General features: G+C 73.5%; 14 protein-coding genes. 7 read left to right on the forward strand and 7 right to left on the reverse strand.

Features of this window, described 5'->3' with window-relative positions:
- The first annotated feature begins 52 nt into the window (after window positions 1–52).
- Window positions 53–4,624: an ATP-dependent helicase gene (locus tag AB0I72_RS06255; RefSeq protein ID WP_358563574.1), complete on the forward strand. Its 4,572-nt coding sequence runs from the start codon at window positions 53–55 to the stop codon at window positions 4,622–4,624.
- 23 nt (window positions 4,625–4,647) lie between these two features.
- Window positions 4,648–5,136 carry a GNAT family N-acetyltransferase gene (locus AB0I72_RS06260; RefSeq protein WP_358563772.1) on the forward strand — a complete coding sequence of 163 codons (489 nt, stop codon included), beginning with the start codon at window positions 4,648–4,650 and terminating at the stop codon, window positions 5,134–5,136.
- 35 nt (window positions 5,137–5,171) lie between these two features.
- Here the strand turns inward: AB0I72_RS06260 and AB0I72_RS06265 are convergent, their stop codons facing one another.
- Window positions 5,172–6,380, reverse strand: a complete 1,209-nt coding sequence (locus AB0I72_RS06265; RefSeq protein WP_358563576.1) for an ROK family transcriptional regulator — start codon at window positions 6,378–6,380, stop codon at window positions 5,172–5,174.
- Window positions 6,381–6,634: 254 nt separating this feature from the next.
- Between AB0I72_RS06265 and AB0I72_RS06270 the strand changes: the two genes are divergently transcribed.
- From AB0I72_RS06270 to AB0I72_RS06290, 5 genes are all read left to right on the forward strand, one after another.
- Window positions 6,635–7,924 carry an extracellular solute-binding protein gene (locus AB0I72_RS06270; RefSeq protein ID WP_358563578.1) on the forward strand — a complete coding sequence of 430 codons (1,290 nt, stop codon included), beginning with the start codon at window positions 6,635–6,637 and terminating at the stop codon, window positions 7,922–7,924.
- A 91-nt stretch (window positions 7,925–8,015) separates the two neighbouring features.
- Complete coding sequence (locus AB0I72_RS06275; RefSeq protein ID WP_358563579.1) at window positions 8,016–9,002, forward strand: sugar ABC transporter permease; 987 nt, start codon at window positions 8,016–8,018, stop codon at window positions 9,000–9,002.
- A complete protein-coding gene (locus AB0I72_RS06280; RefSeq protein ID WP_358563581.1) occupies window positions 8,999–9,880 on the forward strand; it encodes a carbohydrate ABC transporter permease in 882 nt (293 codons plus the stop codon). The genes AB0I72_RS06275 and AB0I72_RS06280 overlap by 4 nt, the downstream gene beginning before the upstream one ends.
- 134 nt (window positions 9,881–10,014) lie before the next feature.
- On the forward strand, window positions 10,015–11,493 hold the full coding sequence (locus AB0I72_RS06285) for a glycoside hydrolase family 3 N-terminal domain-containing protein (RefSeq protein ID WP_358563583.1): 1,479 nt from the start codon (window positions 10,015–10,017) through the stop codon (window positions 11,491–11,493).
- Between the two features lie 246 nt (window positions 11,494–11,739).
- Window positions 11,740–12,204, forward strand: a complete 465-nt coding sequence (locus AB0I72_RS06290) for an Rrf2 family transcriptional regulator (RefSeq protein ID WP_268641665.1) — start codon at window positions 11,740–11,742, stop codon at window positions 12,202–12,204.
- A 96-nt stretch (window positions 12,205–12,300) separates the two neighbouring features.
- Here AB0I72_RS06290 and AB0I72_RS06295 read toward each other — a convergent pair whose 3' ends face one another.
- From AB0I72_RS06295 to AB0I72_RS06320, 6 genes are all read right to left on the reverse strand, one after another.
- Window positions 12,301–12,657 carry a helix-turn-helix transcriptional regulator gene (locus AB0I72_RS06295; protein WP_358563585.1) on the reverse strand — a complete coding sequence of 119 codons (357 nt, stop codon included), beginning with the start codon at window positions 12,655–12,657 and terminating at the stop codon, window positions 12,301–12,303.
- A gap of 158 nt (window positions 12,658–12,815) precedes the next feature.
- Window positions 12,816–13,346 (reverse strand): nicotinamide-nucleotide amidohydrolase family protein, encoded by a 531-nt coding sequence (locus AB0I72_RS06300; protein ID WP_358563587.1) that lies wholly within the window; start codon window positions 13,344–13,346, stop codon window positions 12,816–12,818.
- A complete protein-coding gene (gene pgsA, locus AB0I72_RS06305; protein WP_358563589.1) occupies window positions 13,343–13,948 on the reverse strand; it encodes a CDP-diacylglycerol--glycerol-3-phosphate 3-phosphatidyltransferase in 606 nt (201 codons plus the stop codon). The genes AB0I72_RS06300 and pgsA overlap by 4 nt, the downstream gene beginning before the upstream one ends.
- The gene (gene rimO / locus AB0I72_RS06310; protein ID WP_358563591.1) at window positions 13,945–15,387 is read right to left on the reverse strand and encodes a 30S ribosomal protein S12 methylthiotransferase RimO; all 1,443 of its coding nucleotides are present in this window, start codon (window positions 15,385–15,387) and stop codon (window positions 13,945–13,947) included. Before rimO ends, pgsA begins: the two co-directional genes overlap by 4 nt.
- 179 nt (window positions 15,388–15,566) lie before the next feature.
- The gene (locus tag AB0I72_RS06315) at window positions 15,567–16,658 is read right to left on the reverse strand and encodes a helix-turn-helix domain-containing protein (protein WP_358563593.1); all 1,092 of its coding nucleotides are present in this window, start codon (window positions 16,656–16,658) and stop codon (window positions 15,567–15,569) included.
- 163 nt (window positions 16,659–16,821) lie between these two features.
- Window positions 16,822–19,335 (reverse strand): DNA translocase FtsK, encoded by a 2,514-nt coding sequence (locus AB0I72_RS06320; protein WP_358563595.1) that lies wholly within the window; start codon window positions 19,333–19,335, stop codon window positions 16,822–16,824.
- Window positions 19,336–19,341 lie beyond the last annotated feature (6 nt).

A 19,341-nucleotide genomic window follows, 5' to 3' on the forward strand; every position in this document is an offset into this window, starting at 1 on the left:
CCCCTGCGCGCCCCGCCGGGAGAACGTCCCCGCCGAGGGGCACACTGACCCCATGAGCCACGCGTCACACGCCCTGGACCGCTTCGCGCCCGCGACACGCACCTGGTTCCAACAGGCCTTCCCCGCGGGGCCGACCGCCGCCCAGGCCGAGGCCTGGTCCGCCGTCGCCGAGGGCCGGAACGTGCTCGTCGTCGCCCCCACCGGGTCCGGCAAGACCCTCTCCGCCTTCCTGTGGTCCCTGGACCGCCTCACCTCCACGCCCCCGCCCGAGGACCGCTCCCGGCGCTGCCGCGTCCTGTACGTGTCACCGCTCAAGGCGCTGGCCGTGGACGTCGAACGCAACCTGCGCGTGCCGCTCGCCGGGATCTCGGAGCGGGCCGAGGCGGCGGGCGCCCCGATCACCCCCGTCACCGTGGGCGTCCGCACCGGCGACACCCCCGCGAGCGAGCGCCGCCGCCTGGCCACCCACCCGCCGGACGTGCTCATCACCACGCCCGAGTCCCTCTTCCTCGTCCTCACCTCGCGTGCCCGCGAGGGCCTGGCCGGGGTGGAGACCGTCATCGTCGACGAGGTGCACGCCCTGGCGGGCACCAAGCGCGGCGCCCACCTGGCGCTGAGCCTGGAACGGCTGGCGGAGCTCCTCGACCGGCCGGCGCAGCGGATCGGCCTGTCCGCCACGGTGCGCCCTCCCGAACTGGTCGCCGAGTTCCTCGGCGGCGCCGCGATCGTCGCCCCGCCGGACACCCCGCACATGGACCTGGGGGTGGTCGTCCCGGTCCGCGACATGGACGAACCCGGCCCCGCACCCGGCGCGGAGACCCGCGGGCTCTCGCGCGGGTCGATGTGGCCGCACGTGGAGCGCCGGGTCCTCGACCTGGTCGAGCGGCACACCTCCACGATCGTGTTCACCAACGGCCGCCACACGGCGGAGAGGCTGTGCGCCCGCCTCAACGACCTGTACGCGGAGCGCGTCGGGGCACGGCTGCCGGACGAGGAGGTCCCCGCACTGGTCATCGCCCAGTCCGGGGCGTCGCGGGGCGCCGAACCGGTGGTCGCGCGCGCCCACCACGGGTCGATGTCCAAGTCCGAGCGCGCCCTGGTCGAGGACGACCTGAAGTCGGGCCGCCTGCCGTGCGTGGTGGCCACCTCCAGCCTGGAGCTGGGGGTGGACATGGGCGCGGTCGACCTGGTGGTGCAGGTGGCCGCTCCCCCGTCGGTGGCCAGCGGCCTGCAACGGGTGGGGCGGGCGGGGCACCGGGTCGGCGAGGTCTCGCGCGGGGTGTTCCTGCCCCAGCACCGGGGCGACCTGCTCGCGTCGGCGGTCGTGGCCGAACGGATGCGCGCGGGCGGCATCGAGCCGCTGGAGATGCCGCGCGACCCGCTCGACGTGCTCGCCCAGCAGATCGTGGCCATGGTCGCGATGGACGACTGGCCGGTGGCCGACCTCGCGGCCCTGGTCCGCCGCGCGGCTCCGTTCGCGGGTCTGGCGGACCCGGTGCTGGAGTCGGTGCTGGACATGCTGTCCGGCCGCTACCCCTCGGACGAGTTCGCGGAGCTGCGGCCGCGCGTGGTCTGGGACCGGGAGGCCGACGTGCTCCGGGCCCGCCCGGGCGCCCAGCGGCTGGCGGTGATCAGCGGGGGCACCATCCCCGACCGGGGGCTGTACACCGTGCACCTGTCCGACGCGCCGTCGGGGTCGCGCGCCCCCACCCGGGTGGGCGAGCTGGACGAGGAGATGGTGTACGAGTCGCGGGTGGGCGACGTGTTCGTGCTGGGGTCGTCGTCCTGGCGGATCGACGCGATCACGGCCGACCGGGTGCTGGTCAGTCCGGCGCCGGGACGGCCGGGCCGGATGCCGTTCTGGAAGGCGGACGCGATCGGCCGCCCGGCGGAGCTGGGCCGGGCGGTCGGCGAGCTGACCCGGGAGCTGGCCACGGCCGACCGCGCGGAGGCCCTGAAGCGCGCCGCTGCCGCGGGGCTCGACGACTGGGCCGCGGACAACCTGGCGGCGTACGTGGCCGAGCAGCGGGAGGCCACGGGTCGGGTGCCCGACGACCGGACGGTGGTCCTGGAGCACTTCCGTGACCAGGTGGGCGACTGGCGGGTGGTGCTGCACTCACCGCTGGGCGCGCGGGTGCACGCCCCCTGGGCGCTGGCGATCGGCCAGCGGCTGCGGGAGGAGCTCGGGCTGGACGCGCAGGTGGTGCACGGGGACGACGGGATCGTGGTGCGCCTGCCGGACGTGGAGCACGACTCCCCGGTGGTCGCGCGTGAGCTCGCCGCACTGGTGTCGCTCGACCCCGACACCGTGGAGGCCCTGGTCACGGACGCGCTGACGGGGTCGGCCCTGTTCGCGGCGCGGTTCCGGGAGTGCGCGGCGCGCGCCCTCCTGCTGCCGAGGCAGCGTCCGGACCGGCGGATGCCGTTGTGGCAGCAGCGGCTGCGGTCGGCGCACCTGCTGTCGGTGGCGGGGCGGTACGGGTCGTTCCCGATCGTGCTGGAGGCGGTGCGCGAGTGTCTGCGCGACGTGTTCGACGTGCCCGCGCTCGTGGCGCTGTTGGCCGACATCCGCGCGCGGCGGGTGCGGGTGGTGGAGGTGCGCACGGAGTGGCCGTCGCCGTTCGCGCGGTCGCTGTTGATGGAGTACACGGCGGCGTTCCTGTACGAGGGCGACGCGCCCGCGGCGGAGTCGCGGGCGCGGGCGCTCACCCTGGATCCGTCCCTGTTGGCCGACCTGCTCGGCCAGGCGGATCTGCGGGAGCTGTTGGACCCGCGCGTGGTGGAGGAGGTCGACGCGCAGCTGCAACGGCTGTCCCCGCCGGTCCGGGACGCGGAGGGGGCGGCCGACCTGCTGCGGGAGGTGGGTCCCCTGACCACGGACGAGGCCGCCGAGCGCGGTGTGGCCGAGGGCTGGCTGGGCGCGCTGGAGGCCGCCGGGCGCGTGGTGCGGGCCCGGGTGGCGGGCGCGGAGCGCTGGTGCGCGGTGGAGGACGTGGCGCGGTTGCGGGACGGCGCCGGGGTGGAGCCGCCCGCCGGGGTGCCCGAGGCGTTCCTGGAGCCGGTGGCCGCGCCGAGGCGCGACCTGGTCTCGCGGTTCGCGCGCACGCACGGCCCGTTCGTCCCGGCGGAGGCCGCGGCGCGTCTGGGGCTGCCCGAGGACACGGTCGTGGCGGAGCTGCGCGCGCTCTCCTCGACGGGGCGGGTGGTGCGCGGAGGCTTCCGGCCGGGCGGGTCGGGGACCGAATGGTGCGACGCCGACGTCCTGCGCCGTCTGCGGCGGGGGTCGGTGGCCCGGTTGCGCCGGGAGGTCGAGCCGGTGGACCCGTCGGCCCTGGCGCGGTTCCTCCCGCTGTGGCAGAACGCGGTGCCGGGTGAGCGGCTGCGGGGGCCGGACGCGGTGTTCGCGGCGGTGGAGGCGTTGCGCGGTGTGCCCGTGGCGGCGTCGGCGCTGGAGTCGCTGGTGCTGCCCGCCCGGGTGGAGGGGTACGCGCCGACGGGTCTGGACGAGTTGACCCAGGCCGGGGAGGTCGTGTGGGCGGGAGCGGGGTCCCTCCCGGGCGGGGAGGGGTGGGTCGTCCTCGTGCCCGCGGACGAGGCCGCGCTGCTCCTGCCCGACCCGGCGCCGCCCGAACCGGGCACGCTCGCGGACACCGTCCTGGGCGTGCTGCGCGAGGGCGGGGCCCTGTTCTTCCGCGACCTCGCCGACCGGACCGCCCGCGCGACGGGCGGCGCGGCGGTCGCGGACGCGGACGTGGTGGCGGCGCTGTGGGAGCTGGTGTGGTCGGGCCTGGTGACCAATGACGGCCTGGCGCCGCTGCGGGCGCTGCTGGGCTCGGCCCCCGCGCCCCGGTCGCACACGCGGCGGCGGTCGGGGCGGCCGGGGAGGCCCGTCATGCCCACCCGTACGGGTCCGCCCACGGCGGCCGGGCGCTGGTCGGTGCTCCCGGACCGGGAGACGGATGCGACCCGGGTGGCGTTGGCGCGCGTGGAGGCGCGGCTCCAGCGGTCGGGGGTGTGGGTGCGGGGCCAGCGCCAGGGGGTCTCCCCGGACGAGTACCGGGTGCTGCGGTCGATGGAGGACGCGGGCCGGGTGCGGCGGGGGTACTTCGTCGAGGGGCTCGGCGGCGCCCAGTTCGCGCTGCCGGGTGCGGTGGACCGGCTGCGGGCGCTAGCCGGCGACGGGCCCGGCGGATCCCTGCCGCCGGTGGTCCTGGCGGCCACGGACCCGGCCAACCCGTTCGGCGCGGAGCTGCCGTGGCCCCGGGGCGCGGAGGACGTCCACGTCTCCCAGCGCCCCGGGCGGACCGCCGGCGCGGTGGTGGTGGTCGACGGCGGGCGGCCCACGACGTTCGTGGCCCGGGGCGGACGGTCCGTGCTGACCTTCGGTGCCTCCCCGGCGTCGCTGGAGCGGGCCGCCCGCGCGCTGGCGGAGGTCGTGCGCGCGGGCGCGCTCGGCACGGTCACGGTGGAGCGGGCGGACGGCGTGGAGGTGTTCGGCACCCCGCTGGACGCGGCGCTGGTGGCGTCCGGGTTCCACGTCACGCCCAAGGGGCTGCGGATGCGTCCTGGGATAGCATCCGAGCGGCCCTCCGCCGGGGAGGGCGGTGCGACGTACGGGAGGTAGGCGTGGACGCGGGGATCCGTCCGATGCGGCCGGAGGACGTGCCGGACGTGGTGTCGACGTCGCTGGCGGCCGACACGGTGTTCGCCGACGCCGGTGTGGTGCTGCCGCCGGACGATCCGCGTGAGCTGATCGAGCACGCCGACCGGATCCTGGTCGCGGGCGAGCCCGTGCGCGGTCTGGCCGCCACGGTGGTCGTGGACGGTCGCACGCACCTGGAGCAGTTGGCCGTGCACCCCGGCCACGGGCGGCGCGGGCTCGGTTCGGCCCTGCTGGAGGCCGTGTGCGCCGAGGCGGCCGGGCGCGGGGACCGGGAGTTGACCCTGACGACCTTCCGCGACCTGCCGTGGAACGGCCCCTGGTACGCGCGGCGCGGGTTCGTTCCTCTGGAGCGCGGGGAGTGGGGCCCGGAGCTGGAACGGGTGTGGGAGGCCGAGGAGCGCGCGGGGATCCGGGTCCTGCCCCGGATCGCGATGGTGCGCCGACTGAGCCGGCGGCCGCGCCCCGTCGGGTGAGGGAGCGGGTCAGGGGCGGGGCACGGCGCGAGGGCTCAGACGGTGGAGGAGAAGACCTCCTCGCGGGCGCGTTCCAGGGCGTGCAGGAGCGCGCCGCGCACCACGGGGCTGCCCCCGACCGTGCCCAGGCGGACCTCGGTCTCGTTGGGGGCGATGCGCGCGGTGGCGGCCTGGATCCGCTCGGCGAGCTTCTCCCCGCCCGCGCGGGCCACGTCCCCGCCCAGGACGACGAGTCCGGGGTCGAGGATCACGCTGACCGCGGCGACGCCGCGCGCCAGACGCTCGGCGAACAGGTCCAGGAAGGCGTCGGCCTCGGGTGTGCCCGCGCGGGACGCGGCGGCGACGACCTCGGTGACGTCCGTTCCCTCGACCCCGTGCTCCCGGGCGAGCGCGACCACCTGCTTGGCCTTGACCAGGGCCTGGAAGCCGTGCGGGAGTTCACCGGCCGAGTCCATCACCTCGTAGCCGCCGGAGACCCCGGCCTCGACCGGGGTGGGCGCGCCGGGCACCGGGAGGTAGCCGATCTCACCGGCCCCGCCGGAGCGGCCCCGGTGGATCCGGCCGTCGATCATAGTGGACATGCCGACCCCGCCCGCGGCGCTGAGCCAGATGAGCACGAACTCGTCCACGCCGGAGGCGGCGCCCGAGGCGTGTTCGGCGAGCGCGGCCAGGTTGACGTCGTTCTCGATCACCACCGAGCGCTTCAGGTCGGCGCGCAGGGCCTCCAGGACGCCCTCGTGCCAGGAGATGAGGTCGAAGGAGAAGCGGATGTCGCCGGTGCGCGGGTCCACCACGCCGGGGGTGCCGATGACGCACGCCCGGACGCGGTCGAGGGGTACCCCGGCCGTGTCGACCAGGCGCATGACGGCCGTGTGGACGAGGGCGACGGGGTCGTCGGAGGCGCTCGGGTCGACGGTGACGTCTCCCACGACCTCGCCCGTGATGTCCGCGATGGTCGCGGTGACGCGGTGCGCGCTGACGTCGAGGGCGGCCACGTAGGCGCTCTCGGGCACGACGGCGTACAGGGCGGCGTTCGGCCCGCGCCCTCCGGCCTGGCTCCCCACGACACGGACGAGGTCGCGCTCCTCCAGCCGCGCGAGGAGCTGTGAGGCCGTTACCTTCGAAAGGCCGGTCCTCGTCCCGAGCTGCGTCCTGGTCAGCGGACCGGCGGACAGCAGCAGTTCCAGTGCCGCGCGGTCGTTGAGCTGGCGCAGCAGCCGGGGAGTCCCCGGACGTTGAGACATAACCGTGACACCTCACCCTGTTTTTATTAGGAAAGTTTCCTGTTAATTTAGCTCACAACCTCACAGGAGGTCACGTCCCGGCAGGTCCGACCTACGATCGGACTCCCCGGTACCCGCGCCGGCGGGGCGGCCAACGTGCTCTCCGAGCACATCCCCCAGTCAGACGTCGAGGCGGCGGGATCAGTCCATGATCCCAGGCCCCCTCGAGCACAGGCGTCGTACCCGGCGCGTCGTGCGAAGGGAGACAGGTACACATGAAGTTCCCGAAGATCGCCGCGGCCACGGCCGCGGTGCTGCTCGCGGCCGCGTGCTCCGGCGGTTCCGACGACGGAAACGGCGGCGGCGGCACGGGCGACGCCCCGGAGACCCTCACCGTCTGGCGGATGGGCGACGCCACCGAGGCCCAGACCGAGTTCATGAACACGGTCGCCGCCCAGTACCAGGAGCAGTACCCCGACACCGAGGTCGAGGTCCAGTGGATCCCCTGGGGCGAGTTCTCCCAGCGGTTCCAGACCGCCCTGGTCAGCGGTGGCCCGGACGTCGTGGAGATCGGCAACGACCAGGTCTCCACCTGGGCCGACGCCGGCGCCCTCTACGACGTCGCCGAGCTCGCCGAGGACTGGGAGGAGCGGGGGGACATCCTCGAGGGCGCCTACGCCAACGGCACCTTCGACGAGGCCCAGTACAGCGTTCCGTGGTACAGCGGCGTCCGCGCGCTCTGGTACAACGCCGACTGGCTCCGCGAGCTCGGCCAGGAGCCGCCGGAGACCTGGGACGACCTCGTCGAGGTCGCCGAGGCCATCGAGGGCGAGTACGACGTCCCCGGGTTCGCCGCACCGACGGACTTCATGAACGGCATCGCCAGCTTCGTCTGGTCCAACGGCGGCGATTTCGCCACCCTCGAGGGCAACGAGTGGGTCGGCCGGCTCGACTCCGACGCCACCGCCGAGGCCCTGGAGTTCTACGCGGGCCTGACCGTCGACGGCGTCTCCCCGAGCGCCTGCATCGGCCTCAACGAGGTCGACTGCGCCCACGCGGACTTCGCCAACCGCGAGCTGGGCATGTTCATCGACGGCCCCTGGGCCCGCGCCCAGATCGAGGACATCAACGACGAGTACGCCGACCAGTGGGCGACGGCGCCGATCCCGGGCGCCGAGGGCATGGCCCCGGCCTTCGGCGGCGGCTCCGACCTGGCCGTGTGGAACACCACGGAGTACCCCGAGGCCGCGTTCGACTACATCACCACGCTGAACAGCAAGGAGAACGCGCTCCCGTACAACGAGGTCTCCTCGATGTTCCCGACCTACGGTGACGTCCTGGAGAGCGAGGAGTTCCAGACCGACCCGGTCCTGGCGGGCGCCGCCACGCAGGCCACCGGTGACCTGCGACTCTTCCCGGAGACCCCCAACTGGGGCCACGTCCAGTGGGAGCTGACCACCGTCCAGACCGCCGTGCAGCGCCTGGCCGAGGGCGAGTCCGCCGACGACGTCCTGCCCGAGTTGAACGAAGAGCTCACCGAGGCGCTCAACCGCTCCACCGACTAGTCACGTCCGCGTGCCCGGAGCACACGGCAGGGGGGCGGTCGCCGCCGACCGCGGCGGCCGCCCCCGCCCTACCGCCAGGTGAGAACTTCCCATGACACAAACACTGGAACGCCCCTCCGCCGCGAACGAGAGCAGGGGGAACGGGGCGCGTACCGGTGGGCTGGCGACGCGGACCCGCCGCAGACTCGCCCCCTACCTCCTGATCCTTCCCGCCCTGTTCGTGCTGTCGCTGGTCCTGCTGTGGCCGATCGTGCAGATGGGCTGGATGTCCCTGCACGAGTACGGCCTGCGCCAGCTCCGGGGCGACGAGGCCGCATGGGTCGGGTTCGACCACTACGCGTCCGTCCTCACCGACACGCGCTTCTGGACGATCTTCCGCAACACCATCGTGGTCTGCCTGGCCATGGTGGTCCTGACGATGGTGCTCGGCACCCTCGTCGGCATCCTGCTCAACAAGCTCCCCAAGTGGGCCTCCACGGTGCTCGGCCTCGGCCTGATGCTGGCCTGGGCGACCCCGGTCATCAGCGCCGCGATCGTCTACCGCTGGCTCTTCGACACCCGGTACGGGCTCGTCAACACGATCCTGAGCGGCCTGCCGGACTGGCTCACGGGATCGGGCTGGGAGGAGTTCAACTGGTTCAACGAGCCCGCGACCCTGTTCCCGATCCTCATCCTCACCGTGGTCTGGCAGTCGTTCCCGTTCGTGGCCGTCAGCGTGCTGGCCGGGCTCAAGAGCATCCCGACCGAGCTCTACGAGGCCGCGCGGATGGACGGCGCGAGCGCGTGGAAGAGCTTCTGGAACGTCACCGTCCCGATGCTGCGCCCGCTGTTCGCCCTGCTCCTGATCCTCCAGGTGATCTGGGACTTCCGCATCTTCACGCAGCTGTTCGTCCTCGCCGACGGTGTCGACAACCGTGACGTGGCGCTGCTGCCCGTGTACATCTACCAGCTGGGCTTCGCCTCGACCCCGCCGAACTACGGCATGGGGTCGGCGATCGCCGTGATCATGACCGTCCTGGTCCTCGCGATCACCGCCTACTACCTGCGCGTGATGATCCGCCAGGGGGAGGTCCGATGAACAACGTCCACCGGTCGCGCAAGATCGCCGGAAGCATCGGCACGTACGTCGCCGCCGTCGCGGTGTTCGTCTTCGCCGTGTTCCCCGTCTACTGGGTCCTGGCCACCGCGCTGCGCCCCACCGGGGAGATCTTCACCCGCGAGCCCACCGTGCTCCCGAGGGAGATCACCTTCGAGCACTTCGAGCGGGTGCTCTCGGGCGTCCTCATCCCGGGGACCTCGTTCTGGTCCTTCCTGACCAACAGCCTCGTCCTGACCGTCGGCTCGGTGGTCTTCGCCGCGCTGGTCTCGCTGCTCGCCGCCGTCGCCGTCGCCCGGTTCCGGTTCCGGCTGCGCTCGGCCTTCATCGTCATGCTGCTGGTCATCCAGATGGTGCCGATCGAGGCCCTGATCATCTCCCTGTTCGTCAACTTCTTCCACCTGGGCCGGACCCTGGACATGGAGCTGATCAACAACCTCTCGGGCGTCTTCGTCGTCTACGTCGCCGTCGCGCTGCCCGTCACCATCCTCATGGTCCGCAACTTCGTGGCCGCCGTGCCCAAGGACCTGGAGGAGGCCGCGGCGATCGACGGCGCCAACGGGTGGACCGTCTTCTGGCGGATCCTCATGCCGTTGGTGGCCCCCGGTCTGGGCGCGTCGAGCGTCTTCGCGTTCATCACCGCCTGGAACGAGTTCCTGGTCGCGTTCACGTTCCTCCAGAACAACCCCGGGGCCTACACCCTGCCGATCTCGCTCCAGTACTACTTCGGCGCGGTGTCCATCGAGTGGGGCTCGATCATGGCCGCCTCCACCCTGCTGACCGTCCCGGTGATGATCTTCTTCCTGTTCGTCCAGCGACGGATGGTCTCCGGCCTGACCATGGGCGCGGTCAAGGGCTGACCCGCCCTCCACCCGGCGCGGGCCCGCGACGGCTCCCCGTGTGCCCGCGCCGCCCTCCTCCCCTCGTCCCGCCCTCCTCCCCGCCACACGTCTGCCCTGCCCTGGGCACCCTCGCTCACCGAACGGAGTTCGCCATGCCGAACGACCCGACCCTGGAGCGTCTGGCCAACGCCACCCTCCTCGTGCCATTCGAGTCCCACCACGCACCGCGCTGGGTGCTGGAGGGTCTGGCGGACGGCATCGCGGGCGTCTGTCTGTTCCACAACAACCTGGACGGCCCCGATCAGGTGACCGCCCTCAACGCGCACCTGTCCGAGGCCGCCGACACCCCGCTGATCTCGCTCGACGAGGAGGGCGGCGACGTCACCCGCATCGGGCAGGCCCGCGGCAGCGACTACCCGGGCAACGCCGCCCTCGGCGCCGTCGACGACCCCGACCTGACCCGGGCCACCCACCGCTCCCTGGGCGGGCGCCTGGCCCGGCTCGGCTTCAACCTCGACCTGGCGCCGTCGGTGGACGTCAACGTCGCCGACGACAACCCCGTGATCGGCACCCGCTCGTTCGGCTCGGACCCCGAACTCGTCGCCCGCCACGGCGTCGCCGCCGTCCTCGGCCTCCAGGAGGCGGGCGTGGCCGCGTGCGCCAAGCACTTCCCCGGCCACGGCGCCACCTCCCAGGACTCCCACCACGTCCTGCCCCGTGTGGACGCCGACGCCGACCTGCTGCACCGCCGCGAACTCCTGCCCTTCCGCGCGGCGGTGGACGCGGGCGTCCAGGCGGTCCTGACCGCGCACATCGAGGTCCCCGCCCTCGGCGGCGTGGGCCCGGCGACGCTCACCCCGAACGTCGTCACCCGACTGCTGCGCGAGGAGCTGGGCTTCACCGGCACCGTCGTCAGCGACGCGATGGAGATGCGCGGCGTCAGCGAGCGGATCGGCATCCCCGAGGCCTGTGTGCGGGCGGTGGCCGCGGGCTGCGACCTGCTGTGCCTGGGCCGGTTCGTCTACGCCGACGAGATCGCCGCCGTGCGCGCCGCACTGGTCGCGGCCGTGCGCGAGGGGCGTCTGCCCGGCGAGCGTCTGGAGGAGGCCGCCGAGCACACGCTGCGGCTGCGCGCCTGGATCCGCGGGTCGGCCGCCCACCGCGCCGCCGCCCCAGACTCCGACGGCATCGGGCTGTCGGGCGCCCGCCGGGCGGTGAGGGTCGACGGCGACCTGCCGCCCCTGTCCGACCCGTACGTGGTCGAGGTGGACGCCCCGGCCGGCATGGCCGTGGGCGAGGTGCCGTGGGGCCTGAGCCCGTGGTTCCCCCGCACGGAGCGGGTCTCCCCCGACCCCGCGCACGCCGAGCGGCTGCTCGCCGACGCGCGCGGCCGGGACCTGGTCGTGGTGGTCCGCGACGCGCACCGCTACGCGCAGGCCCGGGAGCTCGTCACCCGGCTGCTCAGCGCCCGCCCCACCGCCGTGGTGGTGGAGATGGGGCTGCCCGTCTGGCGGCCCGACCACGGCACGCACGTGCGCACCTACGGCGCCGCCCACGTCAACGGGCGCAGCGCCGCCGAGCTGCTGGGCGCGAGCGGCGTGATGGACGCCGCCCCCTCCGGCGGCGCGTGACGGCCTCGGTCCACCCGGTGAACGTTCGTGTCACCGGACCGCCTCCGGCCCGGCTCCGACCTCCCTCCCGGAGCCGGGCCGGAGCCCTGTGCGCCGCCCTTCCACCCGCCTGTGACGGGACCGACCTCGGGCATGTCCCCGAAAGCCGGTCGGAGAAGTATTCTTAGCGTGTAGCACCCCGGGCGCGGACGGTCCCGTCGGCTCCCGGTGCCCCATTCGCCCTTCTAACCACGGCATAATCACAGCATGCGCCTTTCAGCCCGGGTCGACTACGCGCTACGCGCGGCCGCAGAACTCGCCGTCGCCAGTGAGGGGCCGGTGACCGCCGAGCAGCTCGCACGCGCCCAGGCCATCCCCGGAAAATTCCTGGAGAACATCCTCACCCAGCTGCGCCGCGCGGGGCTGGTCCGCAGCCAGCGCGGGCCGGTCGGAGGCTACTGGCTCGCCCGCCCGGCCGAGGAGATCTCCCTCGCCGACATCATCCGCGCCGTGGACGGACCCCTGGCCAACGTGCGCGGGGAACGCCCGGAGCACGTCGACTACGACGGCGCCGCACGCAGCCTGCAACAGGTGTGGATCGCCCTGCGCGCCAGCGAGCGCGCCATCCTGGAGGGCGTCAACCTCCAGCACCTGGTGACCAACCAGCTGCCCGAGACCGTCCGCGCCCTGGCCGAGGACCCCGACGCCTGGGTGAACCACACCCATCCCTGAACCCCCGACAGCACCGGACACGGTGAAGGAGCCGACACCCGGGGGTGGTCGGCTCCTTCACGCGGTCACGGTGTTGAACGGATGGATCCGAGGGGGTCAGACCCCCACCATGTCGGCGACGTGGGGAACGCGATCCGGTACCGGTTCGATGCCGAGTTCCTGGGCGGGGACGGGGTCGGTGGGGACCGCGTCCTCCAGGAGCGCGGCCTCCTGGAGCTCAGCGAGGGCGAGCTGGTCGGAGACTTCGCGCAACACCTGAGAAAGCGGGACACCGAGTGCCCCGCAGATCGAGGAGAGCAGTTCGGAGGAGGCCTCCTTCTGCCCCCGTTCGACCTCGGACAGGTAACCGAGGGACACACGGGCATCGGCCGACACCTCGCGGAGGGTGCGGCCCTGGCGCTGTCGCAGCCGCCTGAGCACGTCACCAAGTAGGTGACGAAGCAGGACCATCATTCGCGCTCCCTCCCACCGGTAGCGACCTTCATATACAACACCGTACCTGCCCCACGCCCGATTCGGGCACCTCTTGCCATCCTGTTCGCTGGAGGGGGAACGGCCACCTCACGTGGTCTTGTTCCCTCGGAGCGGGCGACGGGAGCCGACCACGGGGGTCAGTTCCGGGTGTCTCCCGCTCCCCTCCCGCGGACGACCGCGTCCAGGAGCGCCAGGGCGCCCTCGACCGTGTGGTAGCGGATACCCGAACGATCCCCGGTGAAACGGAACTCCCTGACCTCGCAGGTCCCGGCGGGTGCGGCGACGGCCGCGAACACCGTGCCGACGGGCCGTCCGTCCTGGGGGTCGGGTCCGGCGACGCCGGTCACCGCGACCCCGTAGTCGGCGCCCAGCAGGCGCCGCACGCCGAGAGCCATGTGCGCGGCCACGTCGGGGTGGACGGCGCCGTGGGCGGCCAGCAGGTCCGCGGGGACGCCCAGGAGGCCCGCCTTGGTGTCGGTGGCGTAGGTCACGACCCCGCCCCGGTAGGTGGTGGAGGCGCCGGGGACCGAGGTCAGGTGGGCGCCGATGAGCCCCCCGGTGAGGGACTCGGCGGTGGCGCAGGTGGTTCCGGCCTGGAGCAGCGCCCGGTGGACCCCCTCGGCCGCGGCGAGCGCGTCACCGCCGGGGGTCGCGTCCGCGGTGCTCACTCCGCGTTCTCGCCCTTGGCGCGGATGAGGCGGACCGCGTCGACCACGTAGGCGAACCCGGTCCAGAGGGTGACCGCCAGGGCGGCGCCCATCACGACGTGGGCGGCCCAGGCGAACACCGCGCCGAACGGCAGCAGCGCCGCCGGGAACAGGTAGAGGCTGATCGCCACGATCTGCAGGACGGTCTTGAGCTTGCCGCCCTTGCTGGCGGGCATGACGCCGTAGCGCAGGACCGCGAAGCGCAGCGCGGTGATGCCCCACTCGCGGACGAGGATGGCGATCGTCACCCACCACCACAGGTCGCCCTGGAACGAGAGCACGACCAGCGCCGCCCCGGTGAGGGCCTTGTCGGCGATCGGGTCGGCGATCTTGCCGAAGTCGGTGACGAGGTTGCGGCGGCGGGCGATCTCACCGTCGATCCGGTCGGTGACGGCGGCCAGCACGAACACCGCGAACGCGGCCAGACGCAACCACGGGCCGTCCAGGAGCATGAACCACACGAACAGCGGCACCATGACCAGGCGGCTCATCGTGAGGATGTTCGCGATGTTCCACAGCGGGACGTGGGGGGCGGGCGACGCCGCGGAATCGTGGGTGCTCATCTGTCTCCGGTTTCCCCGTCCGGCGCGGTGTCGTCCTGCTCCGCGACGAGGTCGGCGCCGGCCGCCTGGATCACGGTGGCCCGGACGAGGTCGCCCACGGCCAGGCCCTCCCCGTACAGGATGGTGCTGCCGTCCACCTCGGGCGCCTGGTGCTCGGCGCGGCCCTCGTACGCGCCGTCCTCCAGGACCGACTCGACCAGGACGGTGACCTCCGAGCCGATCCGCTCCTCGGCCCGCTGGGCCATGAGCTCCTCGGCGAGCCGGTTGAGCCGGTCCACGCGCTCGTCGATCACCTCGGCGGGCAGCTTGCCCTCGTGGCCGACGGCCTCGGTCCCGTCCTCGTCCGAGTACCCGAAGACGCCGATGGCGTCCAGGCGGGCCTCGCTGAGGAAGGCGACCAGGTCCTCGAACTCCGCCTCGGTCTCGCCGGGGAAGCCCACGATGAAGTTGGACCGGGCCCCGGCCTCGGGAGCGCGCTCGCGCACCGTGCGCAGCAGCTCCAGGAAGCGCTCGCGGTCGCCGAAGCGGCGCATGCGCCGCAGCAGCGTCCCGCTGGCGTGCTGGAAGGACAGGTCGAAGTAGGGCACGACGCCCGGGGTGGAGGTGAGCACGTCCACCAGGCCGGGGCGCACCTCGGCGGGCTGGAGGTAGCTGACCCGCACCCGGTCGAGCCCCTCCACGGCGGCCAGGCGCGGCAGGAGCCCCTCCAGCGCGCGCACGTCGCCGAGGTCCTTGCCGAAGGACGTGGAGTTCTCGCTGACCAGGAAGACCTCGCGCACGCCCTCGCTCGCGAGCCACTCGGCCTCGCGGACGATCTCGTCGGGGTGGCGGGAGATGTAGGCGCCGCGGAAGGCGGGGATCGCGCAGAACGTGCACCGGCGGTCGCAGCCGGAGGCGATCTTGAGGTTGGCGACCGGCCCGCCGGTCAGGCGCCGCCGGGGGACCGCCGCGCGGTAGGGCAGCGCGGTGCCCTCGGCGCCCTGGGAGTCGGCGAACGCGGCGTGGCCGGGCACGTGGACGTCGGCGGCGTCGCGGTCCACGGGGCTGATCGGCAGCAGGGTGCGCCGGTCCCGGGGGTCGTGCGGGACGAGCGTGCGTCCGGCGACGACGTCGTCGAGGCGGTCGGTGATGGCCGCGTAGTCGTCGAAGCCGATGACCTGGGCCTCGGGCAGGGCCTCGGCGAGCTCGGAGCCGTAGCGCTCGGCCATGCAGCCCGCGGCGACGACCCTGCCGCCGTTCTCGGCGGCGTCCAGGATCGTCTGGATGGAGTCCTGCTTGGCGGCGTCGATGAACCCGCAGGTGTTGACGACGGTCACGTCGGCGTCACCGTCCACGAGCTCCCATCCGCCTTCGGAGAGGCGTCCGGCCAGCTCTTCGGAGTCGACCTCGTTACGCGCGCACCCCAGGGTGACGAGCGAGACAGTACGGCGCGATGACATGGCTTCCAAGCGTGTGGGAGAGCTTCGACGTGGTGTGCGGGGCGCGCCACGGCGGATCCGGTCCGGTCCGGCGCGCGACTCGGCGCCTGACGGCGCCGCCCACGACCCACCACACTACCGTGGACGGCCCACCCGCCCGTACCTCGACCGGCCGTGCCCGAGGCGCCGCGGGTCGGGGGCTACCCCTCAACACCGTCGGCGCCGACGGTCACGGACGTGACCTCTCCGGGGAGCCCGAGCGGCCCGAGGTCCTCGCCGTCGACGGCGACGCTGACCACGCCCGCGTTGCCGAGCCACAGGTCGATGGAGTCCTCGGTCACGTACTCCTCGGTGTCGCCGTCGAGGAGGAAGCCCGTGAACAGGTCCTCCCCGTCGCCTCCGGTGACCTTGACCCAGCTGCGGTCCGAGGCGGTGAGGGCGATGGTGACCTCCTCGGGTTCCGCGGGGACGGGTTCGTCGAGCGAGGGCCGCTCCGAGGGCGCCGGCACGTCGGCGCCGGGCTTGGCGACGGCGGAGTCGACGGTGTCCGACCGGGTGTCGAAGGCGGCCCGCAACGGGTTGGCGCCCTCCCACTCCAGCCAGGCGTGCGCCCCCACCAGGACGCCCAGGAGGAGGATGATCCCCACGACGGCCCACGGCCAGTGGCGGCGGACCCCGCCGCCCCGCCCGGTGCGGGTGTCGCTGATCGCCGCGCGCGGCCGGGGACCCGTGTCGGACGGAGGTCGGCGCCGACCCGCGCCGGAGCCGCGACGGTCCCCCTCGGCGCTGCGCCGCGGGCCGGGCACGGCGGACGCCCGTCCGCGCGGCCGTCGGCCGCCGCGGACCCGGGAGCGCATGTGCTGTCGGCGTTCGAAGTGGCCCCAGCGTCGCGACCCGTCGCCGGGGTCGTGGTCGCCGCCGATCCGCCGGGGCTCCGTGTGGGCCTCGGCGAGGCCGTCGTCCCAGCCCTGGCCGCGTGCGGCCTCCGTCGCGGCGCGGGCGGCCGGGGGCCCGGCGGCGGGGTGCTGGGGCAGCGGGACGAAGGCGGTGTCGTCACGGTGGGCGTGCTCACGGTCGAACTCCTCGATGAGCGGCGCGGCGTCCAGTCCCAGGGCCCGGCAGATGCCCCGGATGTGCCCCCGGGCGTAGAAGTCGCCGCCGCACGGGACGAAGTCCTCCTGCTCGATACCGCGCAGCACCTGCATCCGGATGCGTGTACGGGTGCTGAGATCCGTGATCGTGAGTCCCGACGCCACTCTGGCCGCCGCCAGGGTCTGACCGATCGTCGCCATGCGCACTCCCCCGCTACTCTCTGCGCTCACACGGAACCACTCTGCTCTTCCGTGCGCGCACGCGCAGGCCACCACGCCCAAGGACGCCCCAAAGATCACGCCAAATCGGACAGATACCCGAGTTCCGGGCTCCGCCCCGAACCGTCAGCCGCCCCGGAAGCCCTCAGCCGCCGCGGATCTCGGTCAGGACGCCGGGCAGGTCGTCGGGGGTGACCAGCACGTCGCGGGCCTTGGATCCCTCGCTGGGACCGACGACGTCCCGGCTCTCCATGAGGTCCATGAGGCGGCCCGCCTTGGCGAAGCCCACGCGCAGCTTGCGCTGGAGCATGGAGGTCGACCCGAACTGGGTGGTGACCACCAGTTCGACCGCCTGGAGCAGCAGGTCGAGGTCGTCGCCGATCTCCTCGTCGATCTCCTTCTTCCTCGTCTCCCCCGCGGCGACGTCCTCCCGGTAGTCGGGTTCGGACTGCTTCTTGCAGTGCTCGACGATCGCCCGGATCTCCTTCTCCGACACCCACGCGTTCTGGAGCCGGATGGGCTTGCCCGCGCCCATGGGGAGGAAGAGCGCGTCGCCCTTGCCGACCAGCTTCTCCGCGCCGGGCTGGTCGAGGATGACGCGGCTGTCGGACAGGCTGGAGGTGGCGAACGCCAGCCGGGAGGGCACGTTGGCCTTGATCAGCCCGGTAACGACGTCGACGCTGGGCCGCTGGGTGGCCAGCACCAGGTGGATCCCGGCGGCGCGGGCGAGCTGGGTGATGCGCACGACCGCGTCCTCGACGTCGCGCGGGGCGACCATCATCAGGTCGGCGAGCTCGTCCACGATCACCAGCAGGTAGGGGTAGGGCTGGTACTCGCGTTCGCTGCCGGGGGGAGCCTTCAGCTCCCCCGTGCGGACGGCGGCGTTGAAGTCGTCGACGTGCCGGTAGCCGGACGCGGCCAGGTCGTCGTAGCGCCGGTCCATCTCCCCCACGACCCACTGGAGCGCCTCGGCGGCCCGTTTGGGGTTGGTGATGATGGGGGTGATCAGGTGGGGGATGCCCTCGTACATCGTCAGCTCGACCCGTTTGGGGTCGACGAGGATCATGCGCACCTCCTCGGGGGTGGCGCGCATCATCAGCGAGGTGATCAGCCCGTTGATGCACGTGGACTTACCGGCGCCGGTGGCGCCCGCGACCAGCACGTGCGGCATCTTGGCGAGGTTGGCCACCACGTTGGCGCCCTCGACGTCCTTGCCCAGGCCCACGAGCATGGGGTGGTCGTCGGAGGTGGCCGCCGGGGAGCGCAGGACGTCGCCCAGGCTGACGATGTCCTTGTCGGTGTTGGGGATCTCCACGCCGATGGCGGACTTGCCGGGGATCGGCGACTGGATGCGCACGTCGGCGCTCTTGACCGCCAGGGAGATGTTCTTGGCCAGCGCGGTGACCTTCTCGACCTTGACCGCCGGGCCCAGCTCGATCTCGTAGCGGGTCACCGTGGGGCCCCGGGTGAAGCCGGTGACCTCGGCGTCGATGGCGAACTGGGTCAGCACGCCCGACAGCGCGTCGACGACCTCGTCGTTGGCCTTGGTGCGGGGCTTGGACGGGCTTCCGGGCTTGAGCATGCCCGGGGCGGGCAGGTCGTAGTCGCCGTCGACGACGCGCGAGGGGATGGACAGCTGCTCGCTGGTGGCGGGCGCGGGCGAGGGGTCGGGGGTCCGGCCCCGGTCGGCCGGGGCGGGCTGGCCCTTGCGCTTCGGCGTCGGCCGCTCCCGTTCCGCCCGCGCCTCCTCCTCGTCGGTGAGGGCGGGGGCGAGGGACGCGGTGTCGGGGTCGCTGGGCAGGACGGGGCTGTCGTAGGGGCGTTCGTGGTCGCCCGCGACGGTCTCCTCGGCCTTCTTCCTCCTCGGCTTGCGGCGCTGCTTGGGCCGGTCGGGTTCGGGGTCGGCGCCCAGGATGCCCAGACCCGAGTCAGGGCCGGTGTCGCGTTCCATGAGGGCGCCGAAGAGCGTCTGGAGCCGTTCGGGAACGCGTCGGATGGGGGTGGCGGTGACCACGAGGACGCCGAAGACGAGGATGAGCGCCAGGAGCAGGCCGGTCAGCCACGGGGTGACGATGGCGCTGAGCGGCCCCGCGGCGACGTAGCCGATGAGCCCGCCGGAGTCCATGAGCGCCTCCAGCCCCTCGGAGGGCTGGGGGACGCCGTGGCCGATGTGGATGAGCCCGAGCAGGCCGAGCATGATCGCGCTGAAGCCGATGAACAGACGTCCGGCGTCGCCCTCCCGCGCGGTGGAGGGGGTGCGCATCAGCCGGATGGCGACGGGCAGGAACAGCAGGGGCAGGATCGGCGAGAAGGTCCCGAAGCCGCCGACGACGACGGTCCGGGTGGCCCGCAGCAGCGGCCCCTCGCTCTGCCACCACACCGCCCCGGCGATGAGGACGCCCGCCGCCAGCAGGATCAGTCCGGCGCCGTCCCTGCGCAGGTCGGGGTCGAGGTCGCGGGTGCTGCGGCCCACGGCGCGCGCCGCGCCGCCGACGGTGTGCGCGACGATCTTCCACAGCACCAGCAGGAACTGGCCGAACAGGGTGAAGACGAACGCGATGGGGCCGTCGGGCATGCGTGCGGGGGCGGACTTGCGCGCGGCGGGTTTCTTCCGGCCGGAACGCCCGGAGCCTCCGGAGGACTTGGCACGCGCGGCCATCGGGGG

The organism is Nocardiopsis sp. NPDC049922, from assembly GCF_040660275.1.
In the GTDB taxonomy this organism is placed as follows: Bacteria; Actinomycetota; Actinomycetes; order Streptosporangiales; family Streptosporangiaceae; genus Nocardiopsis.

Bases quoted from the DNA above. Each gene is read 5' to 3' on its own strand.
- AB0I72_RS06275 (WP_358563579.1), top strand. From the start codon at position 8,016: ATGACACAAACACTGGAACGCCCCTCCGCCGCGAACGAGAGCAGGGGG.
- AB0I72_RS06320 (WP_358563595.1), bottom strand. From the start codon at position 19,335: ATGGCCGCGCGTGCCAAGTCCTCCGGAGGCTCCGGGCGTTCCGGCCGG.
- pgsA (WP_358563589.1), bottom strand. From the start codon at position 13,948: ATGAGCACCCACGATTCCGCGGCGTCGCCCGCCCCCCACGTCCCGCTG.
- rimO (WP_358563591.1), bottom strand. From the start codon at position 15,387: ATGTCATCGCGCCGTACTGTCTCGCTCGTCACCCTGGGGTGCGCGCGT.
- AB0I72_RS06315 (WP_358563593.1), bottom strand. From the start codon at position 16,658: ATGGCGACGATCGGTCAGACCCTGGCGGCGGCCAGAGTGGCGTCGGGA.
- AB0I72_RS06285 (WP_358563583.1), top strand. From the start codon at position 10,015: ATGCCGAACGACCCGACCCTGGAGCGTCTGGCCAACGCCACCCTCCTC.
- AB0I72_RS06260 (WP_358563772.1), top strand. From the start codon at position 4,648: ATGCGGCCGGAGGACGTGCCGGACGTGGTGTCGACGTCGCTGGCGGCC.
- AB0I72_RS06280 (WP_358563581.1), top strand. From the start codon at position 8,999: ATGAACAACGTCCACCGGTCGCGCAAGATCGCCGGAAGCATCGGCACG.
- AB0I72_RS06265 (WP_358563576.1), bottom strand. From the start codon at position 6,380: ATGTCTCAACGTCCGGGGACTCCCCGGCTGCTGCGCCAGCTCAACGAC.
- AB0I72_RS06295 (WP_358563585.1), bottom strand. From the start codon at position 12,657: ATGATGGTCCTGCTTCGTCACCTACTTGGTGACGTGCTCAGGCGGCTG.
- AB0I72_RS06290 (WP_268641665.1), top strand. From the start codon at position 11,740: ATGCGCCTTTCAGCCCGGGTCGACTACGCGCTACGCGCGGCCGCAGAA.
- AB0I72_RS06255 (WP_358563574.1), top strand. From the start codon at position 53: ATGAGCCACGCGTCACACGCCCTGGACCGCTTCGCGCCCGCGACACGC.
- AB0I72_RS06270 (WP_358563578.1), top strand. From the start codon at position 6,635: ATGAAGTTCCCGAAGATCGCCGCGGCCACGGCCGCGGTGCTGCTCGCG.